Annotated in this window: 21 protein-coding genes; 10 read left to right on the forward strand and 11 right to left on the reverse strand. The window is 72.0% G+C overall.

The genetic code is table 11. The features are described 5' to 3' along the window. Positions 1–8: 8 nt before the first annotated feature. The 5 genes from ACFY0D_RS11695 to ACFY0D_RS11715 form a co-directional block, all read right to left on the reverse strand. Entirely contained in the window at positions 9–914 is a 906-nt protein-coding gene (locus ACFY0D_RS11695) for an NADP-dependent oxidoreductase (RefSeq protein ID WP_390798149.1), read from the reverse strand. A gap of 136 nt (positions 915–1,050) precedes the next feature. Next, positions 1,051–2,061, reverse strand: coding sequence for a GNAT family N-acetyltransferase (locus ACFY0D_RS11700; protein WP_390798150.1), 1,011 nt, complete (start codon positions 2,059–2,061; stop codon positions 1,051–1,053). Further along, entirely contained in the window at positions 2,058–3,338 is a 1,281-nt protein-coding gene (locus ACFY0D_RS11705) for an MFS transporter (protein WP_390798151.1), read from the reverse strand. The genes ACFY0D_RS11700 and ACFY0D_RS11705 overlap by 4 nt, the downstream gene beginning before the upstream one ends. After that, positions 3,335–4,609: an acetyl-CoA carboxylase biotin carboxylase subunit family protein gene (locus tag ACFY0D_RS11710; protein WP_390798152.1), complete on the reverse strand. Its 1,275-nt coding sequence runs from the start codon at positions 4,607–4,609 to the stop codon at positions 3,335–3,337. The genes ACFY0D_RS11705 and ACFY0D_RS11710 overlap by 4 nt, the downstream gene beginning before the upstream one ends. Positions 4,610–4,614: 5 nt before the next feature. Continuing rightward, complete coding sequence (locus tag ACFY0D_RS11715; protein WP_390798153.1) at positions 4,615–5,868, reverse strand: ATP-grasp domain-containing protein; 1,254 nt, start codon at positions 5,866–5,868, stop codon at positions 4,615–4,617. Positions 5,869–6,086: 218 nt separating this feature from the next. Between ACFY0D_RS11715 and ACFY0D_RS11720 the strand changes: the two genes are divergently transcribed. From ACFY0D_RS11720 to ACFY0D_RS11730, 3 genes are all read left to right on the forward strand, one after another. Further along, complete coding sequence (locus ACFY0D_RS11720; protein ID WP_390798154.1) at positions 6,087–7,535, forward strand: coproporphyrinogen-III oxidase family protein; 1,449 nt, start codon at positions 6,087–6,089, stop codon at positions 7,533–7,535. Next, complete coding sequence (locus ACFY0D_RS11725) at positions 7,532–8,761, forward strand: DUF1152 domain-containing protein (RefSeq protein WP_390798155.1); 1,230 nt, start codon at positions 7,532–7,534, stop codon at positions 8,759–8,761. Before ACFY0D_RS11720 ends, ACFY0D_RS11725 begins: the two co-directional genes overlap by 4 nt. A 64-nt stretch (positions 8,762–8,825) precedes the next feature. Next, entirely contained in the window at positions 8,826–9,299 is a 474-nt protein-coding gene (locus ACFY0D_RS11730) for a hypothetical protein (protein WP_390798156.1), read from the forward strand. 70 nt (positions 9,300–9,369) lie between these two features. Here the strand turns inward: ACFY0D_RS11730 and ACFY0D_RS11735 are convergent, their stop codons facing one another. Next, on the reverse strand, positions 9,370–9,762 hold the full coding sequence (locus ACFY0D_RS11735) for a tetratricopeptide repeat protein (RefSeq protein ID WP_390798157.1): 393 nt from the start codon (positions 9,760–9,762) through the stop codon (positions 9,370–9,372). A 52-nt stretch (positions 9,763–9,814) separates the two neighbouring features. Between ACFY0D_RS11735 and ACFY0D_RS11740 the strand changes: the two genes are divergently transcribed. Both ACFY0D_RS11740 and ACFY0D_RS11745 read left to right on the forward strand, forming a co-directional pair. After that, positions 9,815–10,255 (forward strand): hypothetical protein, encoded by a 441-nt coding sequence (locus ACFY0D_RS11740; protein WP_390798158.1) that lies wholly within the window; start codon positions 9,815–9,817, stop codon positions 10,253–10,255. Between the two features lie 44 nt (positions 10,256–10,299). After that, positions 10,300–10,866 (forward strand): YceI family protein, encoded by a 567-nt coding sequence (locus ACFY0D_RS11745; RefSeq protein WP_390798159.1) that lies wholly within the window; start codon positions 10,300–10,302, stop codon positions 10,864–10,866. Between the two features lie 30 nt (positions 10,867–10,896). Here the strand turns inward: ACFY0D_RS11745 and ACFY0D_RS11750 are convergent, their stop codons facing one another. Continuing rightward, complete coding sequence (locus ACFY0D_RS11750; protein ID WP_390798160.1) at positions 10,897–12,144, reverse strand: cytochrome P450; 1,248 nt, start codon at positions 12,142–12,144, stop codon at positions 10,897–10,899. Between the two features lie 324 nt (positions 12,145–12,468). Here ACFY0D_RS11750 and ACFY0D_RS11755 point away from each other — a divergent pair, with 324 nt between their 5' ends. Next, complete coding sequence (locus ACFY0D_RS11755; RefSeq protein ID WP_390798161.1) at positions 12,469–14,022, forward strand: hypothetical protein; 1,554 nt, start codon at positions 12,469–12,471, stop codon at positions 14,020–14,022. Positions 14,023–14,285: 263 nt separating this feature from the next. Beyond that, complete coding sequence (locus ACFY0D_RS11760; protein WP_390798162.1) at positions 14,286–15,692, forward strand: hypothetical protein; 1,407 nt, start codon at positions 14,286–14,288, stop codon at positions 15,690–15,692. A 199-nt stretch (positions 15,693–15,891) separates the two neighbouring features. Here the strand turns inward: ACFY0D_RS11760 and ACFY0D_RS11765 are convergent, their stop codons facing one another. The 3 genes from ACFY0D_RS11765 to ACFY0D_RS11775 all read right to left on the reverse strand — a co-directional run bounded on the left by ACFY0D_RS11765 (position 15,892) and on the right by ACFY0D_RS11775 (position 18,720). Next, positions 15,892–17,007: a hypothetical protein gene (locus ACFY0D_RS11765; protein WP_390798163.1), complete on the reverse strand. Its 1,116-nt coding sequence runs from the start codon at positions 17,005–17,007 to the stop codon at positions 15,892–15,894. 41 nt (positions 17,008–17,048) lie between these two features. Then, positions 17,049–17,288 (reverse strand): hypothetical protein, encoded by a 240-nt coding sequence (locus ACFY0D_RS11770; protein WP_390798164.1) that lies wholly within the window; start codon positions 17,286–17,288, stop codon positions 17,049–17,051. 775 nt (positions 17,289–18,063) lie between these two features. After that, complete coding sequence (locus tag ACFY0D_RS11775) at positions 18,064–18,720, reverse strand: hypothetical protein (protein WP_390798165.1); 657 nt, start codon at positions 18,718–18,720, stop codon at positions 18,064–18,066. A 229-nt stretch (positions 18,721–18,949) separates the two neighbouring features. On the opposite strand from ACFY0D_RS11775, the gene ACFY0D_RS11780 reads away from it, so the two are divergent. Together ACFY0D_RS11780 and ACFY0D_RS11785 are read left to right on the forward strand one after the other, a co-directional pair. Beyond that, positions 18,950–19,603 carry a TetR/AcrR family transcriptional regulator gene (locus tag ACFY0D_RS11780; RefSeq protein ID WP_390798166.1) on the forward strand — a complete coding sequence of 218 codons (654 nt, stop codon included), beginning with the start codon at positions 18,950–18,952 and terminating at the stop codon, positions 19,601–19,603. 318 nt (positions 19,604–19,921) lie between these two features. Beyond that, complete coding sequence (locus tag ACFY0D_RS11785) at positions 19,922–20,128, forward strand: hypothetical protein (RefSeq protein ID WP_390798167.1); 207 nt, start codon at positions 19,922–19,924, stop codon at positions 20,126–20,128. A gap of 188 nt (positions 20,129–20,316) precedes the next feature. Here the strand turns inward: ACFY0D_RS11785 and ACFY0D_RS11790 are convergent, their stop codons facing one another. Continuing rightward, on the reverse strand, positions 20,317–20,772 hold the full coding sequence (locus ACFY0D_RS11790; protein WP_390798185.1) for a MarR family winged helix-turn-helix transcriptional regulator: 456 nt from the start codon (positions 20,770–20,772) through the stop codon (positions 20,317–20,319). Positions 20,773–20,958: 186 nt separating this feature from the next. On the opposite strand from ACFY0D_RS11790, the gene ACFY0D_RS11795 reads away from it, so the two are divergent. Further along, positions 20,959–22,089 (forward strand): NADH:flavin oxidoreductase, encoded by a 1,131-nt coding sequence (locus ACFY0D_RS11795; RefSeq protein WP_390798168.1) that lies wholly within the window; start codon positions 20,959–20,961, stop codon positions 22,087–22,089. Positions 22,090–22,450 lie beyond the last annotated feature (361 nt).

The following is a 22,450-nucleotide window of genomic DNA, read 5'->3' on the forward strand; positions in this document are numbered from 1 at the left end:
CGGGCGGCTCAGGGCAGCAGGACGGCCTTGCCACGGTTGCGGTGGGCTTCCAGGTCGGTGTGGGCCTGGGCGGCTTCCGCCAGCGGGTAGGTGCGCCAGACCGGCACCGAGACCTTCCCCTCGGCGGCCAGCCGCACCAGCTCCGGCAGGGAGTCCCCGGTCCGGTCCGTGCTTCCGGCGCTGAAGAGCACACCGTGCTGCGCCGCCGACGTGTCGGCGATGGTGACGACACGGGTGCTGTCACCGGTCAGCGCGACCGATTCGGCCAGCACACCCGCACCGGAGGTGTCGAAGACGAAGTCCACCCTCTGGGGAGCGGCGGCCCGCACCCGCTCCGGCCAGCCGTCGCCGTAGCGGACCACAGCGGCTCCCAGCGCCCTCACCCGTTCGAGATCGCGTTCGCCGGCCGTTCCCACGACGGTGATGCCCCGGGCGACGGCCAACTGCGCGGCGACCGTGCCCACACTGCCGGCGGCGCCGTGGACGAGCAGGGTCTGCCCGGTCCGCACGCCCAGCTGCTCCAGGACACGCAACGCGGTCTGACCGACCGTGACCAGGGAGGCCGCGGCCTCCCAGGACAGGGCTCCGGGCTTGGCCACCGGCCGGTCGAGCAGCGCGTACTCGCTGTAGCTGCCGCCGACGGCGACGCCGAGGACCTCGTCTCCCGCGGACGCGTCGGCTCCCTCACCCACGGCATCGACCACGCCGGCCGCGTCCAGGCCGAGGACCACGGGAAACCGGGCCGGGACGGCACCGGCCATCAGACCGGAGCGGAGTTTCATGTCGAACGGGTTCACGGAGGCGGCCCGCACCCGGATCCGGACCTGGCCCGGTCCGGGCTCCGGCAGGGTGACGTCGGCCAGGCGCAGCACCTCGGGCGCGCCGTACTCGGAGAAGGTGATCGCTCTGGACATCAGGAACTCCCGGGTGGAGGGCGTGCGTACGGCGCGGCCGCAACCTCGTGGCTCGGCCGGTGAGGGCGGGCACCCGCCCTCGGCGCACCACAGCATTCCGTGCTTCTCCGCGAGCACCGGTGCGCCGCGCGGAACATCAGGACGGTGGGTCGGCCAGGGCGTACAGGCCGGACACCCCGGCCCCGCGGCGGCGCTTGGCCTCGATGGCCTTCATGCCCGCGTGCAGGGCGGTCGTGCCGTGGACGTAGGCCTCCTCGATGGGCAGGTAGTACATGAGGTTGAAGTACAGGTGGGGCGCCGGGTGGCGGCGGTCGAGGGCGACCGCGCGGATCCACGTCGTGGTGCCGTAGTGGTAGAAGAGGCAGAAGCCGATCATCCGGGGTCCGTCGTAGGCGGCCACCACGCGCGCTTCGCTGCCCATCGCCGTGGCCTGCCGTTTCAGCAGCGCGGTCATCGCGTCGAGGCCGTCCCGGTCGTGCCCGTGGTCCTGCTGGTGTCCGGCGAGCAGGACCGCGGCGTCCTCCCAGCAGTCGGCGAGTACCTGTCGGCGTACGTCGAGGCCGGTGGCCGCCGCGAAGGCGCGGCGTTCACGGCGGATGCCGGCGCGGCGCTGTGCGGGCAGGGAGGAGATGTAGTCGTCGATGCCTGCGCCGGGGAGCGGGATGAGGGCGTCGTCCTCCAGGCGGAGGGCGGGGTCCGGATAGAGGGGGGCGAGCCGGGTGGCGGCCTCGGTGGTGAGGTAGGGCCACCAGTGCGTCGTGCCGTGGTGGTCGGCGAAGCGGCGTACGGCGTCCCGGAGGAGGGCGAGGCAGGCGTCTCGGCGGCCGGGGCCGAGGCCGGGGGCGGTGAGCGGGGTGTTGTGGTAGCCGCGCCGGGCGCCGGCGATCACGCGGGGCCGCAGGTGCGGGGGCAGTACGGTCTCGGGCTGGTAGCTGTCGTTCGGTTCGTCCCGCACCAGGTAGAGGGGGGTGGCGGCGAGCAGCATGCCTCCGGGGTCCCGGACGAGCACGTACGCGCAGGTGGCGGTGGGGTCTTCCGCTTCGCCGGCGAGCCACCGGTGGGAGAGGTAGAGGCCGGCCGACCGGGCGAGGTGCTCCCACTCGGCGGCGGGGACCTCGTGGACGGACTCGACGATGCTCGTGATCAACGGGGATTCCTCCGGCGGTGGCGGTTGGGGGCCCTGAGGGCGGGCGCGGCGAGTACGGCGATCAGGCAGGCGGCGGCTTCGACAGCCCACGGGAGCAGCGGGCCGGCCTCCAGCAGCAGGGTGAACAGGGCGGGAGCGGCGACCATGCCGACGGCCCACGAGAACTGGTACAGGCCCTGCGTGAAGCCGCCGGCCGCCTGGGGGGTAAGGCTCACGGACAGTTCGCTCAGCGCCGGGCCGAGGAGGATCTCCGCCACGCTGAACAGGACGATCGCCACGATGAGGGCCGCCCAGGTGGCGGAACCGGCACCGGGCGGCGAGGACAGAGCGGGCAGTGCGGGCAGTGCGGGCAGTGCGAACGCCCACATCCCGACGGCCATGATCAGGTATCCGGCGGTCACGGCGCGACGGGGCACCTTGGGCGCCACGTGCGCGGTGACGACCGTCGAACACGCGGAGACGATGACGGTGTTGATGACGAACAGCAGGCTCGCCGCCGAGGCGGGGAGCCCCAGGGCGCGGGTGGTGTAGACGGCGACGAGGACGGCGAGGACGGCCTGCGCGAGGACGTAGGGGATGTTGACGGCCACGAGCAGCAGGTAGCGGCGGGTGTGGTCGGCCCGGGTCACCAGGGCACCTGGCGGCGTCCCGTCCTGTTCCGGTGGGGTGGTGGTGAGGGCGGCGAAGCAGGCGGCGGCCAGGAGGTAGGTGGCGGCGTCGACCGCGATCATCCAGCGCAGCGAGCCGTTTCCGAACACGGTGAGGGCACCCGCGGCGGCGGCGGACCCGGCGGCGAGCCCGATGTTGCGCAGAGATCCGGTGAAGGCGAACCATCCGCGGCGTTCGCCGGCCTGGGTGACGTGCGTGATCAGGGTGCGCTGCGCGGTGAAGTACATGTTGATGCCGGCCTGTACGAGGAGGTACACGCCGGCGACGTGCGACGGCTCGTGGGCGAGCAGGAACAGGGCGAACCCGGCGGCGGAGAGGATGTTCGCCCACACCACGACGCGTTTCGGTCCGACGCGGTCCATGAGGCGTCCGGCGAGGAACGTGACGGGCAGGGCGAGGGCCTGGCCCACCGTCATGGCCGCGCCCACCCGCGCCAGGGGCAGGCCCTGGACGTCGGTGAAGTAGAGCAGTCCCAGCGGCAGGAGCATGCCGTTGCCGACGGAGTCGATCAGGTTGCCGGTGATGAAGAGGCCGTGCCCGCGCAGTCCGGGCAGCCCGAGACGGTCCGCCGCGGTGCGCGGGCGCCGGGTGTCGGTCGCTGCGCTCACCGGTGCAGCAGGGAGCTGATCTTGCCCAGGACCTCGGCCGCGGGTAAGCCGGTCGCCTCGTGCAGCTCCGTCAGGGCCTTCACGGTCCGGTCCTCCTCGCCTTCGGCGAGGGTGACCACCACGATGTCCCCGTGCGAGGCGCCGTCGATGACCAGCTCGTGCGCGGTGACCACCCGGACGCGCCGGCGGAGCTCGGTCAGCACCGCCGGCGGGATGCCGGCCCCGGCGAGGAACTCGATCGCCCAGCCGGCCCGTCGTGCCGTGCCTCCGGTGAAGGGGAGGCCGCGGGCCAGGCGGGCGAGGGAGGCGAAGGTGTTGGTGCCGGACGCGGCGCAGGAGAGGGTGGTGGCGCCGCCGATGCGCGGGTTGATCTCCAGGATCACGAACCGGCCGCCGGTGTAGATCATGTCGACGTTCACCGACCCGTGCACTCCGAGGCCCCCGCAGAGGTCCACCAGGGTGCGGGCCACGTCGGCGAACGCGGCGTCGGCCTCCTCACGGGGGCCGCACCAGCGCAGGTCCGCGAAGGTGAACACCGGCTCCGCCCCGGCGCGTCCGGTCCAGCACAGGGGAAGGACCTGGTAGGCACCGGGGCGCCCCACGATGTCCACGCTGCACAGGTCACCTTCGACGACCTGTTCCACCACTGCGGACACCACCGCCGGCTCCGCCCGCGACACCGCGGTGCGGGGTGCGAGGTAGGCATCGAGGTCGGCGGGTGAGCGCAGGGTGCGGATGCCCATGCTGGTCGAGCCCCATACGGGCTTCGACATCAGCGGATAGCCGATCCGTTCGGCCTGCACGCGCAGCGCATCCCGGTAGCCGGGCACCGCGAGACCCCGGCCCGCCAGCAGATCGGAGTCGACACGGAACCCGTCGGGCACCGGCAGCCCGGCCCGCTCGCAGAGTTGCTTGGTCTCCCACTTGTCCACCAGCAGCATCGTCGCCGCGAGCGGGGTCATGACCGTCGGGATGCCCACGGCGTCCAGGAAGGCCTTGACCGCGGCGTCGCGCAGGGCGTTCTCGCACGGCAGCGAGATCGACACCGCGGCATCCGCCCCCCAGGCGGCGACCGCGTCCGCGAGCTCCCGCGGCGTCACGCCCCGGTCGAGTCGTTCCCGGTAGCCGGGGAAGTCCTCGTCGCCGGCGGTGCCGCTGGTGTGGAACAGCCCGGCCTCGATCCCGTCCGCCGCGAGCCCGCGTACGGCCTGCTGGACGTAGGGATCGGCGCGCCGGATGCCTACCGACCGTAAGAACGCGATCTTCCGCACCGGTTTCAGCCCACTTCCACTCGGGACCGGGCGGCCACCCGGTCGGCCAGCCCGCGCGCTCGCTCGGCCGTTTCCGCACGGGCCACCACGTGCCCGATCCGGCAGGCCGAATCCGCCGGGTCCGGCACCGCCTCCCCGGGCCGCAGATGCACCTCGCCCCGCGTACCGGGCAGGTCCGGGATGACCACCTGTCGCACCACACCGCCGTGCTCCGGCAGCAGGAACCGGATCGACGCCGCGTCCGTACGGGAGGGAACGGTGTCGGGCACCAGGCCGAGGACGGCCTGGAGTTGGGCCACGGCCTCGCTCACGCCCGTCGCGGCCTCGACGATCTCGCACAGGTTGTCCCCCGGCAGGCGGGCGCCGGTCTCGATCACGTACGGGGTCTCCGTGCCCGGCGGAATCTTCACTTCCGTGTGCGCGATCCCGTTGCGGACGCCGACGGCGAGCGCCGCCCGCGCCGCGATGTGCTGCACCTTCCTGACCAGCGGCGCGGGCAGGCCGGAGGGGCATGTGTGCCCGGTCTCGATGCGGTACCGGCCCTCGGTGGTGTCCTTCGCGACGACGGGCAGGGGGTAGGCCACCCCGCCCGCGACCACCGTGTCGCAGGAGTACTCCCTCCCTGGGATGTACTCCTGCAGCAGGGCCCGCGTGTCGAGCTCCAGGCCGTGCGGGTCGGCGTGCGTGAACCGCTGGGCCGCGCCGACCGCGTCGGCGAGCTGGTCCGGGCCTTCGACCACGGACACGCCCCACGAACCGCCCTGCTCCGCCGGCTTGACCACCAGCGGCCATCCGAGCGCGCGCTCCCGTGCCGCCCGGTACGCCTCTGCGGCATCGTGCGCGACCGCCCAGCGGGGTGCGGGGAGGCCGGCGGCCGCGAACGCCTCACCCATCTCGATCTTGTTCCTGGCCGCCCGCGCGAGCCGGGGATCGTTGCCGGGCAGGCCGGTCCGTTCGGCGAGCAGTGCGGCGAGCGGGGTGAACAGCTCGAAGCAGGCGGCGACACCGGTGACGGCGTGCTGCCGGCAGAAGGCGGCCATGTCATCCAGGGCCCTCGGGGTGTCGGTGAGGTCCGTCGCGCACACCCCCGCGAGGCCGGCCCGCAGCCGGTCCGCGTAACCGTCGTGGATGTCCTTGCGGGTGGCCGCGTACAGACGCACTCCCAGCCGGTCGGCCGCCTCGACGAGGAACCGCCCGGCGTTCCCCATCGGCTCGATCACCAGCACTCCCGGCCCGCGCGGGCCCACCCCGATTGTCATTTCTCCAGCAAAGCCGGGCGGCGGGCGCGGCGGCTATCGGCCTGACAGACGAAAAGAAGTCCCCCCGCGGCAAGGGCCTTTGGAGCAACTGCCAACGAACCGGCCAGTAGGCACCGGGTATTTGGTGCGCCCACCCGATGGAACCGGACAAGAGTCCCGTGATCGGATCGCCAGGCCGGGGAAACCCGCGCCGGCACCCCGTACGGGAAGGCAACACCGTGACCAGCAGCCTGCACCAGGAGCTCGCCGACCACATCGACCAGGGCGTCATCCCGCCCTACCAGTACTCGTACCCGCCCCGCTCCACGTACCGCCCGCTCCCGGAGGGCAAGTGGAGCGTGTCGGAGGTGTGGGCGGGGGATCTCGCCAACCACCAGGTCCCCGAGCTCAATCTCTACCTGCACGTCCCCTTCTGCGACCGCAAATGCGGCTTCTGCAACCTGTACACCATCATCAGCACCGACGAGGACGTCTACGACGCCTACACCGACGCCCTCTGTACGCAGATCCGCGATCACGCGGAGATCATCCAGGCCCGGCGGTTACGCACGATCTACATAGGCGGCGGCACCCCCGCCCTGCTCAAGCCCCGCCACTTCGAGCAGATCTTCACCACCATCGGCGAGATCTACCCCAACTGGCGCTCCACGGCCGAGGAGGTCGCCGTGGAAGCCACCCCGTCGTCGATCGCCGACGCGCCCGGCGAGTTCAAGGCCCTCATCGACATGGGCCTCACCCGCGCCAACGTCGGCATCCAGTCCCTCGTCCCGCGCGAGATCCGCGAAGCCGGCCGCGGCGGCGAGGACGAGGACGTCATCCGCCGCGCCGTCCGCACCGCCCACGAACTCGGCCTGCCGGACCTGTCCACCGACCTGATCATGGGCTTCGCGGGACAGACCCCCGAAACCTGGCGCCAGAGCGTGGACGAGCTGGCGGCACTCCGGCCCACCACCATCAGCACCTACTTCCTCACGGTGCGGCCGGACGCCTGGTTCTCCAGGACCGGCGCGTACCAGTACATGTGGCAGCCCGAGCTGTACGAGCGCTACGACTACGCCCGCCAGGTCTTCCTCGACCACGGCTACGTCCAGGAGGGCTCCGTCCGCTACAAGAAGCCCGGTCGCGGCGGCTACGTCCAGAAGGTGCTCACCTTCCACGGCGTGCCCCTGCTCGGCCTCGGGGTCGGCGCCCGCTCGTACACCAGCGTGCTCGACTACATGTGCGGCAGCGTGAAGCCCTCGGCGGCCGAGGTCGCCGATTACATCAAGAGGGCCAAGAACCACGAGCTCGCGCCCGTCACCGGTTTCGAGCTGACCGGTGAGGAGCTCGTCCGCAAGCGCCTCGTCCTCGACATGTTCGACCTCGACCTCACGGAGCTCGACCGCTTCGGCTATGGCGAGCACGCCGCCGAGTTCGAGCCCGTCCTCGAAGCGGCCGAGTCCAACGGGCTCATCCACCGTCTCGGGCGCCGCGTCCAGCTGACGCCCAAGGGCTTCAAGTACCGCGACGTGCTGTCCTGGATGTTCTACTCCGGGTCCGTGAAGGACCTCGACCGCGAGTACTACGAGAACCTCCACGCGGCGAACAAGCGCGCCCGGAAGAACATGGGGGCGACACCGGTACGGATCACCGGCATCGACCTGCGCGAGCGCGAGGGAGCCGCGTGAGGGACCTGTACATCGCGGCGGGCGGCGGAGGAGACCCCCTCGGGACCCTGATCGCCGCCCGCACCCTCACGGCGGACCGGGCCGGCCCGGCGGATCCCCCGTTGATCGCCACCTACGCCTGGGAGCGCCCGGAGGTCGACCCGACCGCCCGCCCCCTCGGGGCGGACGACTTCGACGGCCTCACCCACGAGACGGGAGGCGCGGGGGGCGGCGGCCTCGGGAGCGGCGGTATCGGGGGCGGCGGTCTCGGGGGCGGCTTCGCAATGTTCACACCGGCCACCCGCGCCCGCCCGCCGGCCGGATCCACCATGCCCGCCCTCGCCAGGGACCTGCCCGCCCGGCTGCTGCTCCTCGACCCCGCCCGGGGACTCTCCTCCCTGGCACGGCAGATCTCGTCGATGGCCGAATCCGCAGGCGGGCGGATCCGCGTCGTCGACATCGGCGGCGACATCCTGACCCACGGCAACGAGCCCGGCCTGTGCAGCCCGTTCGGGGACGCCCTCACCCTCGCCGCCTGCCACCTCACCGGCATCCCCGCCACCGTCCACATCGCGGGCCCCGGCCTCGACGGAGAGATCGGTGAACAGCCCCTCCTCGAACGCCTCGCGGGAAGCCACCCCCTCACCCCGGACCGGGACGCGGCGGCGGCGGCCTCCCGCGCACTGGCCTGGCACCCTTCCGAGGCATCCGCGCTGTGGGCCGCCGCCGTCCGCGGCGCCCGCGGCACGGTCCGTACCGTGAACAGCGTCATCCGCCTCACGGACGTCTCCCCGCGGCTGTACCCCCTGCCGCTCCAGGAGGCCATCGGCCACAACCCCGTCGCCCGGGCCCTCGTCGACGAGCGCCCGGCCACCCTGGACGCCGCCGCCGACGTCTCCCACCGGATCACCGGCATTCCCGGGCTGGAGAGCGAACGCACCCGATCCCCCCGGCAGGACCCGCCCGCCGGGAGGATCAGCTTCCTCGACCGGGACGAGGCCATGAGGACCCTTCGTGACGCGGCCGACGGAGCCGACCACATCACCCTCCGCCACGCCGCCCGCTCCCTCGGCCTCGCCTGGACGGACATCCCCGCCCTCCGGGCCCTCCTCGCCACGGACACCCCCCTCCTCCGGCTCGCCTCCGGGCCCGCACGGCGGCCCCGTCGGCCGCGCGTTGGGCACGTGTCGGGTGCCGCGTGCACTCTTCCCACGTCGACCGAGGCGCCCCGGGCACCTCGCCCGTGATCGTCGGCGCAGGCCGGTACGGGCGTGCCCGCTCAGCACCCGACGAACAGGGGACGGACGGATCATGAGGAACAAGCGCAGTCGGATACTCACCCGGGTACTCACCCGGGCTCTGCCGGTCGCGGCCATGGCCCTCGCCACGCTGATGACCACGGGCCATCCCGCCTCGGCCGCCGGGCTGGGGTGCAGCGGCTACGGCTGCGACGGCTGGAACCCGGGCCCGGTCAGCTGGGACTCCGGTCCGGACACCGACTCGACGGCGACCGTCCGCGGCGACGCCACCGCGGAACTGCGCTCCGGCAAGAAGGACGGCAGATGGTACGGCTGGGCCCGGACGGCCACCCCGTACTACAAGTACGGGGTGTGGATCGGCCGGTCCACGGACGGCGGCCGGACGTGGGACGGAATGCGCGGTTACGGGCACCATGACGGGAGCGATGCGTACACGTCCATGCAGTACTGGCCGGACGGCACCTGGCTGCGCGCCTGCGTGAACGTCGAGGGCGTCGAGCTGAAGTGCACCGGCTGGGTCAGCTGACGTACTGGCGGCACTTCGGGAGCGTGGCCCCGAGCACGTGCTCGGGGCCGCGCTTCGGGGCGCGGGTGCGCTACGCCGGCGCGGCCAGGCCCGCACGGCTCCGCTCGATGTGCTGCGTCATGCCGTGGCGCAGCCCCAGGTCCAGGCACTGCTCCCAGCAGGCCCGCACGGCGTCCCGTTCGCCGAACTGGTGGTGCGTCCGGGCCATGAAGGCCAGGCAGTCGGCCGTACCGCCGAGGTCGTTCATCCGCCGCCGGATGGCCAGCGCCTCCGTCTGCGCCTCCACCGCCGCCTCACGGCGGCCGAGTTGCCGGTGGATGTCGCCGAGCCAGCGCGTAGCCGGTCTGCCACAACGGGCCACCCACACGGCTCCGGCCGCCGTGTTGGACACCGGGGGCAGACCGGCGGGCACGGCCGCGCTGCGGCGTTCGCCGGCCGGGGATGCTCGACCCCCGTTTGACATGCTTCGAGGGGGTGGCAGGGTGGTACGTGGGGTACATGTTGGGAGGTTCCGCATGCTATCCGCTTCGGCACGGCGTTCCGCTGCGCGACAACTTCCGCTGCGGCTGACGACCGGCGTGTTCTTCCTGAACTCCGGGATCTCGAAGCTCGGTGCCGACGAGGCCACCGCCGAGGGGCTGCAGCAGTTCGCCGCCATGACCTACCCGTTCCTGAAGAAGCAGGACGCTCAGAAGTTCGCCAGGCTGCTCTCCGCCGGGGAGCTCGCCATCGCCGCCACGCTGCTCGTACCGGTCGTCCCCGCCGTTGTCGCCGGGGCCGCGCTGACCGCGTTCTCCGTCGCCACCCTCGGGCTCTACCTGCGTACGCCGGGGATGCGGGAGGAAGGCAGCCTGCGCCCGACCGAGCAGGGAATCACCCTGGCCAAGGACCTCTGGCTGCTGGGCATCGGCGTCGCCCTCATCGCCGACGGTGTGACCGAACACGAACACCGGTGAAGCACGAGCACCGGTGAAGAGGCACGTCAGGGGTGCATATGGTCATGACCACATGGTTCTTCGAACCCGGTCACACCGCGGCGGAGTTCCGGGCCAGGCACATGATGGTCACCTACGTGCGCGGACAGCTCAAGAACGTGCACGGCTCGCTGGAGGTCGATCCCGACAAGCCGGAGGAGGCTCGTGTCGAGGTGACGATCGACGCGACCCAGGTGTACACCGGTCAGCCCCAGCGCGACGCCCACCTCCGCAGCGCCGATTTCTTCGACGTCGAGCACCACCCGACGTGGACGTTCGTCGGGTCGCGCGTTCACCAGGTGAGCGGAACCGAGTTCGAGGTCACCGGAGATCTCACGGTACGCGGTGTGACGCGCCCCGTGACCTTCGACGTCACCTCCCTGGGACAGTGGGACACCCCCTGGTGGGAGGAGGGGCAGGACCTCGGGCCCCGGCGACGCGCCGGGTTCGTCGCCACGGCGCGCATCGACCGTCATGAGTTCGGGGTGAGCTGGAACGATGTGGTCGACCGCGGCGGAGTGGTCGTCAGCCCCATGGTCGACGTCACGGTCGACGTGGAGGCCGTCCTGGACCCCGGCGCGACGGCCACCTGAGCGTGTGGGGGTGCGCCGGGTCCCCCGGGGTCAGGGGCGGATGCCGTCGCAGGCGATCGGCAGGTGGCGGGGGCCGCGCAGCACCGCGTTCTGGCGGTACGGGGGCGGGTCCTCCAGCAGCCGCGGGTTCTCCAGTCTGCGGGCCAGCTCGCCGAGGGCCAGCTGGGCCTCCATTCGAGCCAGCGGGGCGCCGAAGCAGCTGTGGATCCCGCTGCCGAGGCCGAGGTGCTGGATGTCCCCGCGGTCGGGGTCGAAGCGGTCCGGGTGCTCGAACCGCTTCGGGTCGCGGTTCCCGGAGGCCAGGATCAGCGAAACCGTGGCCCCCTTGGGGATGTTCACCCCGGCCACCTCGATGTCGTCGAGCGTGCTGCGCCGCGGCAGGAGCTGCACGGGCGGTTCGTAGCGCAGGAGTTCCTCGACGATCGGTACCGACAGCTGCGGGTCCTCGCGCAGCCGCTGGAGGACGTCCGGGTGGCGCAGGAGGGTCAGCATGCCGTTCGTGATCAGGTTGACCGTGGTCTCGTGGCCCGCGATCAGCAGCAGCGCCGCGGTGCTGATGGCCTCCAGCGTGCTCATGGACCCGTCCGCCTCCTCGCTGGCGGCCGCCAGCTGGGACAGCATGTCCTCGCCCGGGTCCTTGCGGCGCTCCTCGATCAGCCCGGCCAGGTACATGCCGAGCTCCATCTGTGCGTCGGCGGCGCCCTTCGGCTTCTCGCCGGGGTCGGCGTCGGGATCGGGGTCCAGGCTGGCGGCGATGGTGTCGGCCCAGCCGTGGAAGCGGGGCTCGTCCTCGTGCGGCACACCGAGCAGCCGGCAGATCACCGTCACCGGGAAGGGGTAGGAGAACTGGTCGACCAGGTCGATCCGTTCCGGGGAGCCCGTGTCGACGATGCCTTCGATGAGGCCCGAGACGATGCCGCCCAGCTCGCCGCGCATGTCGTGGACCTTGTGCGGCGAGTGCGGGGGCCCGAACGGCCGGTTCGTGATGCGGCGCAGCCGGTCGTGGTCAGGCGGGTCGAGCTTGAGGAACACCGGGGGCAGCGCCGAGTCGTCCCCGTCCTCCTGCGCCAGCGGGTCGCTCGACGGCAGTGTCAGGTTGCGGGGGTCGGAGCTGATGCGCGGATCGTGCAGCAGGCTCTGTATCTCGTAGTACGTGCTGACGACGTACGGCCCGTCCTCGTCGTGGAACACCGGCGTTTTGCGCAGCTCCTCGTACAGCGGGTACGGATCGGCGCGGCTGGAGTAGTCGATGATCTGCCGGAGCATGGCTTGGCTCATGATGTGTCCTCGTACGGCTCGCGGGATCGGCGGATCGTTCGTACGGTCCGCCGCCGTCGTCGTGCTGACACTGGTCGCCGGCCGACTCCGGCTCCCCGGTTTCCCCAGCATGCAGGCAGGCCCGGGCGGCCGCCTGCCGGGCACCGAAACCGCAGGTCACGGCCCCAGCACACAGGCCGCGAAGCCATCGTTCGGGGCGCGGCGCCGCGCCTTCCCGGCGCTTCGGCGTGTGTGTCCGGACCCTCGACATCCCGTCGGCCTCTCCCGCATCATCATTATTGCACTAGCAGTGCAATGATTCCGGCGGGAAGGAAAGGCCTACGCATGCGTACGTTCCTCCGTGTCCTGGCTGTCCTGGTGGCAGCCGCCGTGTTACCGCCCCTCACCGCCGCGGCCCCGGCCGGAGCGGTGACCCTGCCCGCCCTGTCCATACCCGGGGATCCTCGCGGAGCCGGACTGCGCCCGTTCACCGGTCACGCCGTCGCACCTCGGCCGGTCGCCGTCCCCCCGGTCCCGCAGCACCCGTTCATGGCCGCCAACGGCTCCAGCAACCTGCACGGCGACGCCTACCAGAGCGACACGTACGAAGGACCCGGCCCCACCGGCCGCGATCTCGCCGTACGCAGCAGGCTCCAGGGAGGGCTCTGCGGCTCGGTCACCTTCGACTCCAGGGGCCGGATCGTCACCGTCTGCATGACCCCAGGACTCTCTCCCCGGCTGATGCTGCTCGATCCGCACGACCTCGGAGCGGTTTCCTCCCTCACACTGCCCGGGACGGCGGGCACCAGCCCCACGGAAGTCTCCGGGGGCGGCTACTTCTACCTCGATCAGCTCGACCGGGCCGTCGTCCCCACGAAGGACGGCACCATTCAGGTCGTGGCCGTCCGGCGCGACGCACTCGTGACGCAGGCCCGTTACGACCTCAAGGCGGTGGTCGGCGCCAGCGGCATCGTGTCCGTCCTCCCCGACTGGTCGGGGAGGATGTGGTTCGTTACCGGCAGCGGTGTGGTCGGCGTCCTCGATCCGGCCACCGGCGCGGTCTCCACCCACGTGCTGCGGGGGGAGGCGATCGCCAACAGCATCGCGGTCGACGAGTCCGGCGGCGTCTTCGTCGTCAGCGATCACGCCCTCTACCGCTTCGACGCCCCGGCCGGAGGCCGACCCGTCGTCACCTGGCGCACCCCGTACGACAGGGGCTCGCGGCACAAGCCCGGCCAGCTCAGCCAGGGCAGCGGGACCACTCCCACGCTCATCGGCCCGGCATCCGGCCCGGGCGGAGGGTACGTCGCCATCACCGACAATGCCGACCCCCGGATGAAGGTGCTCGTGATGGAGCGCGGGAAGGCCGGGCCCGCGAAGGTGTGCGAACAGCCGGTCTTCGCCCCGGGCAGGGGTGCCGACGAGAACAGCCTCGTCGCCGTGGGCGGTGACCTCATCGTGGAGAACAACTACGGGTACGTCGTCGAAGAACACGCCCTCCTGAAGGGAATGCTCGGAGGGCGTCAGGTCGACACCGAACCCGGCCTGGCCCGGGTCCACGTCGACTACACCACCCGTACCTGTTCCCTGGCCTGGTCCGACAGCACGGAACGGGTTCCCAGCGTCGTCAGCAAGGTCTCCCTCGCGACGGGCCTCCTGTACACCTTCACGCACCCCACCGCCGACGAACTGCGCGCCGCCCACCGGACGGGCACCGCCGCGATGCCCGACGCCTGGTACCTCACGGCGTTGGACGTACGGACCGGCAAGCGGGTGTGGAGCCGGCTGGTCGGCGCCGGCCCCCTGTTCAACAACCACTACGCGCCGGTGACCCTGGGAAGCGACGGCTCCGCCTATGTCGGCGTGGTCGGCGGCCTCGTCAGGATCACGGACTCCTGACCCGGACGGGCGGGCCGTCCGACGCGGCGCCCGACCCGCCGCCCGACCCGCCGTCCGGGTCTCAGGCTGGGACCGGACGTGTGACAGACCGCGGCCACGCCGCGTTACGGGGCATGAACCGCGCCCCGCGCGGTTACCCCTTCCCCGGGTCCCAGCGTCCTCGGAGCTGTGCTCGGCAGAGCGCGGCATTGCCTGACGGCATCGCGCCGGGCCGCGTACCGCACCCGGACGGCTCCACGAACGGCTTGACGAAAGGTACGACGATGAGACGGCGCAGCACGCGTCACCGGGGACTGAGCTCCCTTGTCACCCTTGCCCTGACCGGCGTGGCGGCCACGACCGCCGTGGTCCCCGCCCACGCGGTCACCGTGCCGTGCGACACCGCGGCCTTGATCACCGCGATCAACAACGCCAACGCGAACATCGATACGGTCATCGACCTGGAGCCGTACTGCCTCTACGAGGTCACGGCTCCCTACATGGTGGGATCCGACGACGGGCTTCCGCCCATCACCAACAACGGCGGTGTGACGATCAACGGTCACAACGCGACCATCAAGCGGGTCGGCACCAGCAGCTTCCGTTTGTTCGAGGTCGGCACGTCCGCGGTCGTCCCGGGCACCCTGACGCTCAACGACCTGACTGTCATGAACGGGCAGCCCTCCATGGCGGTGGGCGGCGGCAATGTGCTGGTCAGGAACAACAGCACCCTCACGGGAACCAACGCCGCCTTCCAGGGTGCGACGGCGAACATCGGCGGCGGCATCAGGTTCATGTCCGCCACCACGGGAACCCTGACCGACAGCAGCATCTCGGACAACCGCACCGACGGCGGAGCGAGCAACGGGGGCGGACTGTACACCGAGGGGCAGGTCACCCTCGTCAACACCCAGATCACGAGCAACCGCGCCCGTATCGGCGGCGGCATCGGGCACGATTCGGGGACGCTCACCGTCAACGGGGGCAGCATCAAGCACAACACCGCCTTCGACACCGGCGGCGGCATCAACTCCGAGAGCAACGACACCGTCCTGAACGTGACGGGGACCGCCGTCACCGACAACCGCGTCACCACCGGCGGTCTCGGGGCGGGCACCGGCGGCGGGGTGTTCATCGGCGTCGGCGGTACCCAGACCTTCACCAACTCCACCATCGAGGGGAACACGGTGACCGTCCGGTCCGCGGACGACGGCGGAGGCGGCATCTTCGCGCTCGCCGGAGCGCTCACGCTGGACAACACCAAGGTGAAGGGGAACAAACTCATCGGGGAGGCCGGCCACGGGGCCGGAATCAGCGCGCTGGGAGGCACCGTGAACCTCCTGAACGCTTCGGACGTCACCGGGAACCTGGCCGCCGGCCGCTACTCGCTGGGCGGTGGGATCTACACCCAGACGCTGGTCAACACCCCGGCGGTGACCGTGAACGGTTCCGCGATCGACGGCAACAAGGTCTCCGGCACCGGTTCACGAGGCGGCGGCATCTACAACGCGGGCGGTACCTACGATCTGACCGACGCCTCGGTGCAGTTCAACGTCGCGCCGGACGCCCCCGCGCCCGGCGGCATCTGGACGGCCACCGCGATCACCGCGGTCACGACCACCACGATCGCCAACAACACGCCGACGAACTGCCTCTACAGCCCGGCGGCCGTGACGTCCTGCGTCGGCTGACCCCCTCTCCCCGCCGAAGCCCCGCGGCCCCGCCCCCGACAGGGGGCGGGGCCGCGGGGCGTTTCGCACGACCGTCGGCAGTGCGCCGGAGCCGGCATCGTCCCGACGGCACGGCAAGTCACGGCAAGTCACGGCAAGTCACGGCACAGCAAGGCCGGCGGAGGAGACCCGAGGGCTCCGCCGCCGGCCGGGCCGGGTGTCAGCCGGAGGTGCCGACGAACGTGGCGTAGACGGCGCCGTTCGCGCCGGCGTTGCCGTTGGAGATCACCGGGACGCTCGCGACCGTGTCGGTGTTGGCCACCGCCCAGCTGCCGCCACCGCCGCCGCCACCGCCGGTGATGGCTTCACCGCCACCGCCGCCGCCACCACCGCCGCCCCAGCCACCGCCGCCGCCTCCGCCGCTGCCGTAGTTGGTGCCGTTGGTCCGCCACTCGCCCTCGCCGCCCTGCCCGGCGTTGCCGAAGAAGAGGGAGGAGTTGTTCGTCCAGCTCGCCCCGGCATTGGGGCCGTTGCTGGTGTGGACCGGACCGCCCAGTCCGCCGATGCCGTCGATGCCGCTGGTCCCGGCCTTGTGGTCCACTCCGGAGCCGCCTCGGCCGCCTGAACCGCCGTCACCGTTGCTGCCGCCACTGCCGCCCGCACCTGTACGCGTCAGGCTGCCGGTGGTCGCCTTGCCGTCACTGCCCGCGGATCCGCCCGAGATGATCTGACCCGAGACCGCGGTGCCGCCGTTGCCGCCGGCGCCTCCGTTGCCGTTGGCGTTGCCCTGGCCGCCGCCGCCACCACCGCCGGCGTCGGCGAGCAGCGTGGTCGAGGTGCAGGTGCCGTAGCCGGAGATACACGGGTCCTGCGTGGTCAGGTCCACGCCGGAAACGAGGGTCGAGGCGCCGCCGCGGCCGCCGGCGGAGGTCGCGCCGAGCTGACCGACGTAGTAGTACAGGGTCTGTCCGAACGCGGTCTGGAAGCTTGCGACCGACGTCACGGTCTGTGCCTTGCCACCGTTGCCGCCGTCGCCTCCGCGGTAGAGGCCGCCGCCATTGCTGCCGTACCGTCCGGCACCCCCGTAGGCGGTGATGACCAGGGGGGTGGTCGTGGACAGCGCCGTCTGCGTCTCCGCCTGGGCGGCCGCCAGCAGAGCCGTGGTGTCGTACGAGGACGCACCGTCCGGCAGCAGGCAGGACACCACACCGGCCTGGATCTCGCCGCAGTCGATGGTGGTGGTGGTGGCCGAGGCGGTCGGTGCGGAGAGTGCCAGGACGGAGACCAGGCATGCGCCGGTCCCCAGAGCCTTGACGACCCTTGCCGATCTGAGCATGAAATTCCCTTCAAGGGCGGGCGGATGGGCCCGAAGTGCGGTCACGGAGCGCATTGCGCGACGGCTGCCACGGTGGCGGAGGCCGTTGTCGAAGGGTTGAGGACGGTGACGGTCCAGGTGTTGGGAGTCGCTGCCCGCGAGGTCATCAGGACCTGCAGCGAGCCGCTCATCAGGTACCCGCCGCTCACGAGGGTGCTCCCTGCCGGACAGGTGGCGAACACGGTGGCCTCATTGCCGGGGGCCACGGTGATGGGATCGCCGACTGTCTCGGTGGTGGACACGGGCCCGGCCGGACCCGTGGCACCCGGAGAGCCGCTGGGTCCCGCAGGACCCGAAGGCCCGGACGGACCCGCAGGACCGGACGGCCCGGACGGACCCGCAGGGCCCGAAGGCCCGGACGGACCCGGAGAACCGCTCGGCCCCGGAGGACCGGACGGACCCGAAGGACCAGCAGGACCCGAAGGACCGGGAGGCCCTGTGGGCCCGGTGGGTCCGACCGGGCCCGGCGGGCCGGAGGGACCCGGAGGCCTGTGCCCGTCGTGACCTTCGTGGGGCGGCGGCCCGTCTTCGTGGGGCGGCGGCCCGTCCTCGTGGTGCGGCGGTCGGCCGTGCGACGGGCCCGACAGAAGGGGACCGCAGTCCACCCAGGGCGGACACAGCCTGTTCGGCGGTCCGGGGTCCGCCTTCGCCACGGCCGAGGAGCTCGCTGTCTGCACCGGGGCCGATTCCGCGGTGCCCGCGAGCCCGGCCACGGCCGCGGTGAGCACGGCGAGGGCCCCGCAGACGTGGGGGATCCGCCGACCTGGCAGCGACCCCGAACGGCCGCGCCGAGGGAGATCAGAGCGCATCAAAGAGCTTCTGCTTTCTAGGGGAGGAGGAGAGCAGTCGCGGCATCGTTACCCTCCGAGGGGTCATCCGCGTCCGCTCTGCTCCCTTTTGAGTGACTGTCATACGACGCCCGGCCTAAGGCGCTTCAGGACCGCTCCGCGGCGCCTGCACATCGTTCGTGCACGCGCCACGGAACAGCGACGTACCGGGAACGCCGTCAGGCCGCGGTCAGTCCCCGGGGGTCTTCTCCGGTGAGTCCTCCGGGGCGCCCTCGGGCGCGCCCTCCGGCGCGTCCTCGTGGGGCTGCTTCGTGTCCGACTCCCCGTGCGGGCCCTGGCCGTGGTCCCGACCAGGGTCCCGTCCGGGGTCCCGACCGGGCTTCTCGGCCGGGCCGTGGCCGGGCTTGTGGTGCCCGCCGAACTCGGCCGCGACCACCCTGAAGGGGATCGACTGCCACAGCTGGGAGCCGTGCCCGGCGAGCTCCAGGCGGTACTCGCCCCGGAGGTGGTGGTGACGGCCGTGCCGCTCGGGGACCCTGACGGTGCCGGAGACCTCTCCGTCGCCGTTCGCGAGGAGGATCGCGAGGGTGACGATGCGTCTGCCGGCGCGCAGGTCGCCGTCCCCGTCGACCCCTTCCAGGCCGCGGGTCTCATCGGCCCGGCCTTCCGGGACCAGCCGTACGTACACCTCCTCGTTCGGCCAGTAGCGGCTGGCGGACACGGTGAAGCTCTCGCCGTGCGCCACCGTGCTGCGGTCGACGGTGATGGTGGAGAAGGGGGCCGGGTTGACCGCGGCCGGCGGCGCTGCCGACGCCACGGCCGGGCCCGCGCTCAGTACTGCGGCTCCGGCCGCCAGGGCGACGAGCCATCGCGGGTTTCTGGGCATGGTGGGAAGGTCTCCTTCGGAAGCGGAGGGGCACCGGCCTGTTCTTCGAACACCGGCCCGCGATTCGTAGACGCGTACGCACCGGACCAAACAGGCGCGCCACGCGGCTCCCCGGGACGGTCGCGCTCCGCCACCCGTACGGTCGGCACCTGGAGGGCTCCGCGCGCTGCCGGGGGTGTGCGCCGATTCGTTTGCGACAATGGCACCCAGCGAAGTCGGGAGGGGCGCCGTGAACCAGTCGGCCCGAAGGCCGCGGTCCGAGGACCGCGCCACGGACGGTCGCGCCGCCGACGGCCGTGCCGAGCGCGGCCGTCAGTCCCGGGTGAAGATCGCCGAGGCCGTACTGTCCCTGCTCGACGACGGGGAATCCAGCTTCCCCGCCGAGCGGGTGGCCGAGCGCGCGGGCGTGTCCCGGCGCCTGGTGTTCCATCACTTCGCCGACATGTCCGAGCTGGTGGAGACGGCCATCACCCGCCGGCTGGAACAGCTGATCGAGCAGATCAGACCGCTTCCGACCTCCGGTCCGCGCGACACCCGGGTAGCGGCCCTGACGGAACAGCGGGCCCGGATCCTGGAGTGGATCACACCGGCCCAGCTGACCCTGATGCGCCTGGAAGCCCCGGGGGGCCGCGTTGCCGAGGTCACCCGAGAGGTCCTGGACCTCGCCCGGGCGCGACTGGCCGAGATCTTCGCGGAGGAACTCGAACGCCTGCCCGCCGCACGTGGGATCGAAGTGCTCTACGGGCTGGACGCGGTGACGACCTGGGGCGCCTGGTACCACTGGCGCAGCAGTGGCCTGAGCGCCGAAGCGGCGGCCGGCACCATGGAAACGGCCGTACACGCCCTGCTCGCGACCACCGACCGGCCTCGCTCCGGCGACTAGGCCGTTCCCCTCTTGCGGGCTGGACGACCGATGCGACGGCGACGGTGGTGACAGTCTTGCCGTGGCGGGTGGTGAGGCCGCGTGTGAGCTTGTCGATGCACGGCTCGGCAGGGTTGAGCTGTCTGCCTCGTCGGTGCGCTGACGTCATTCCTGGCGACGACCACGGCCGAGCGCACCCGGCACCAACGGTCTCGGCCGACGGCGTCGAGCTGCGGGCCTCATGTGGAGCGCCCATGCTGAGTAGAAGGGCGCCCTCGTCCTGAGACTCGTCCCTCCGGAAGGCCGAACGGCGCAGGCGCCTGCGAGGAGGAGGAAGCCATGCGCATGCGAAGAATCCTGGGCCTCGCCCTGGCCACGGCGACCCTGGCCGGCATGAGCGCCGTCGGCGCCGTCGGCGCTGAAGCCGCCTCGTCTCCGAACATCACCAGAGACGAGTGCACGGCTGCGGGCGGACAGGTCACGTCACAGCCCTACGCCGGATACGTCTGCGCGCTGCCTGACGGGACCAAGCAGCCGATCACGTGATCGACATCCCGGCGCCGGCCGCGCACGGTGGGGCAACCGGTCCGGCCGGTGCACTCCATGCGGCGCGGTCACGCCGTCCGGCACGATCGCGCCGAGTGAGAGCCCGGCGGCGTTGAACAGTCCGACGGTCGGCGGGTGTGCGGCCGCTCACCCTCGGGAAGAGGGTCGGCGCGCGCCATCTGCGAGGTTCATGCGGGGTCGGCGGGTGGCATGCAGCGCGGGGCGTCTTCCTCCGCGCGCGGCCAGTAGCGTCCTTCGAGGGCCTCGGCGCTGCGGTTGAGCCGGACCAGGACGTCCGCCAGCTCCCCCACTTCCTCAGGGGACCAGTCGGCAACCACCCGGGCCAGGCAGGACCGGTTGATCTCACGGTCTTCGGCGAGCCGACGCCCGCCTTCCATGGTGATGCACAGCTTGCGGGCCATGCCGCCGTCCGGGTCCGCGACGCGTTCGGCCAGTCCGCAGCGCAGCAGCGCGGCCGTCTGGCGGTTCACGGTCGAGGTGTCGAGCCCGAAGGCCTCCGCCAACTGTCCGATGGACATGGGGCCTTGTGTGTCGATCCGGCTGAGCAGCAGGTAGGCCGAGCGCTCCAGGCGTTCGGGGTCGCGCTCGCGCCGGGCCAGCACCTGGTGCCGCGAGAGCAGCATCAGCTCCCGCTCGAGTTTCTCCAGCACTGCGCCTCCTGCTCCTTCCGGCGCTCCATTATCGCGGACCTGTGAACCCGTGGACCGGCAGACCCCTTCACCGCAGCAATATGCATGATACATAGCATGTGTACTATGCACTCCTCGTCGTCACCCCGACGAGCCACAGCCTCAACCCGGAGGACCCGCATGACCGTCACCACGTCCACCGCCTCCCGCGCGGCCGAGATCCTTTCCCGGCCCATCAAGCTGAACGGCCTGACCGTCCCCAACCGCATCGCGATGGCGCCGATGACGCGGATGTTCTCCCCCGGCGGCGTGCCCGGCGAGGATGTGCAGGCGTACTACGCCAGCCGGGCCGCCGCGGGCGTGGGCCTGATCGTCACGGAGGGCACCTACGTCGGGCACGACTCCGCCGGGCAGAGCGACCGGGTGCCGCGGTTCCACGGCGAGGACCAGCTGGCGGGGTGGGCCAAGGTCGCGGCGGCCGTGCACGAGGCGGGCGGCACGATCGTGCCCCAGCTGTGGCACATAGGCATGGTGCGCAAGCAGGGCGAGGCACCGTATGCCGACGCCCCCGCGGTCGGCCCCTCCGGAGTCCGCGTCGACGGCACCGAGGGGACCGGCAAGGCGATGACCCGCGCCGACCTCGACGACGTCATCGGCGCGTTCGCCGACGCCGCCGCGGAGGCCGAGCGGATCGGCTTCGACGGCGTCGAACTGCACGGCGCCCACGGCTACCTGCTCGACCAGTTCCTGTGGGAGCGGACCAACCGCCGCACCGATGCCTACGGCGGCACCGCGGTGGCCCGTACGAAGTTCGCCGCGGAGATCGTGGCCGCGGTCCGCGAGCGCGTCGCGGCCGACTTCCCGGTGATCTTCCGCTACTCGCAGTGGAAGCAGGAGGCCTACGACGCACGGCTCGCGCAGACCCCGGAGGAGCTGGAGGCGATCCTGGCCCCGCTGGCGGCGGCAGGCGTCGACGCGTTCCACGCTTCCACCCGGCGCTACTGGCTCCCGGAGTTCGAGGGCTCGGACCTGAACCTGGCGGGCTGGACCAAGAAGCTCACCGGCCGGCCGGCCATCACCGTCGGCTCGGTCGGCCTCGACGGCGACTTCATCCGGGCCTTCGCCGGCGAGGGCGCGGCGCTCGGCGACATCGACAACCTCCTGGACCGCATGGAACGCGACGAGTTCGACATGGTGGCCGTCGGCCGGGCGCTGCTCCAGGACCCGCGGTGGGCGGCGAAGGTCCTCGGCAACCGCTTCGACGAGCTGAAGCCGTACGACGCGGCGGCGCTCAGGTCGCTCAGCCGGTAGCCCGAAGCCGGAAGCCGTCCGGACACTCGGACGCCCGGACGCCTGGCCGGCCGGACGCCCGGTCCGGGGACGCCCCGTGACATCGGTCCGCCGAGGTCACGGGGCGTTCGCGCCCGGCGCCGGTTCCACCGGCAAGGTGTTCGCCAGCGCTCGACGTCCACGGGGATGCCGCGGACGCCGTCCCGGGCCTCGACGGAGGCGTCCTCGTGCAGGATCGCCCTCGATGTGGCCGCAGGAGCCGCCCAGGACCCCGCGTCCGGCAGCGTGCGGCGGTCAGCGGAGCCGACTCAGATGTCGAGGAAGCGGACGTCCTTGGCGTTGCGCTGGATGAAGGAGCGCCGGGCTTCGACGTCCTCACCCA

The organism is Streptomyces sp. NPDC001502, from assembly GCF_042894785.1.
Classification (GTDB): Bacteria; Actinomycetota; Actinomycetes; order Streptomycetales; family Streptomycetaceae; genus Streptomyces; species Streptomyces kutzneri.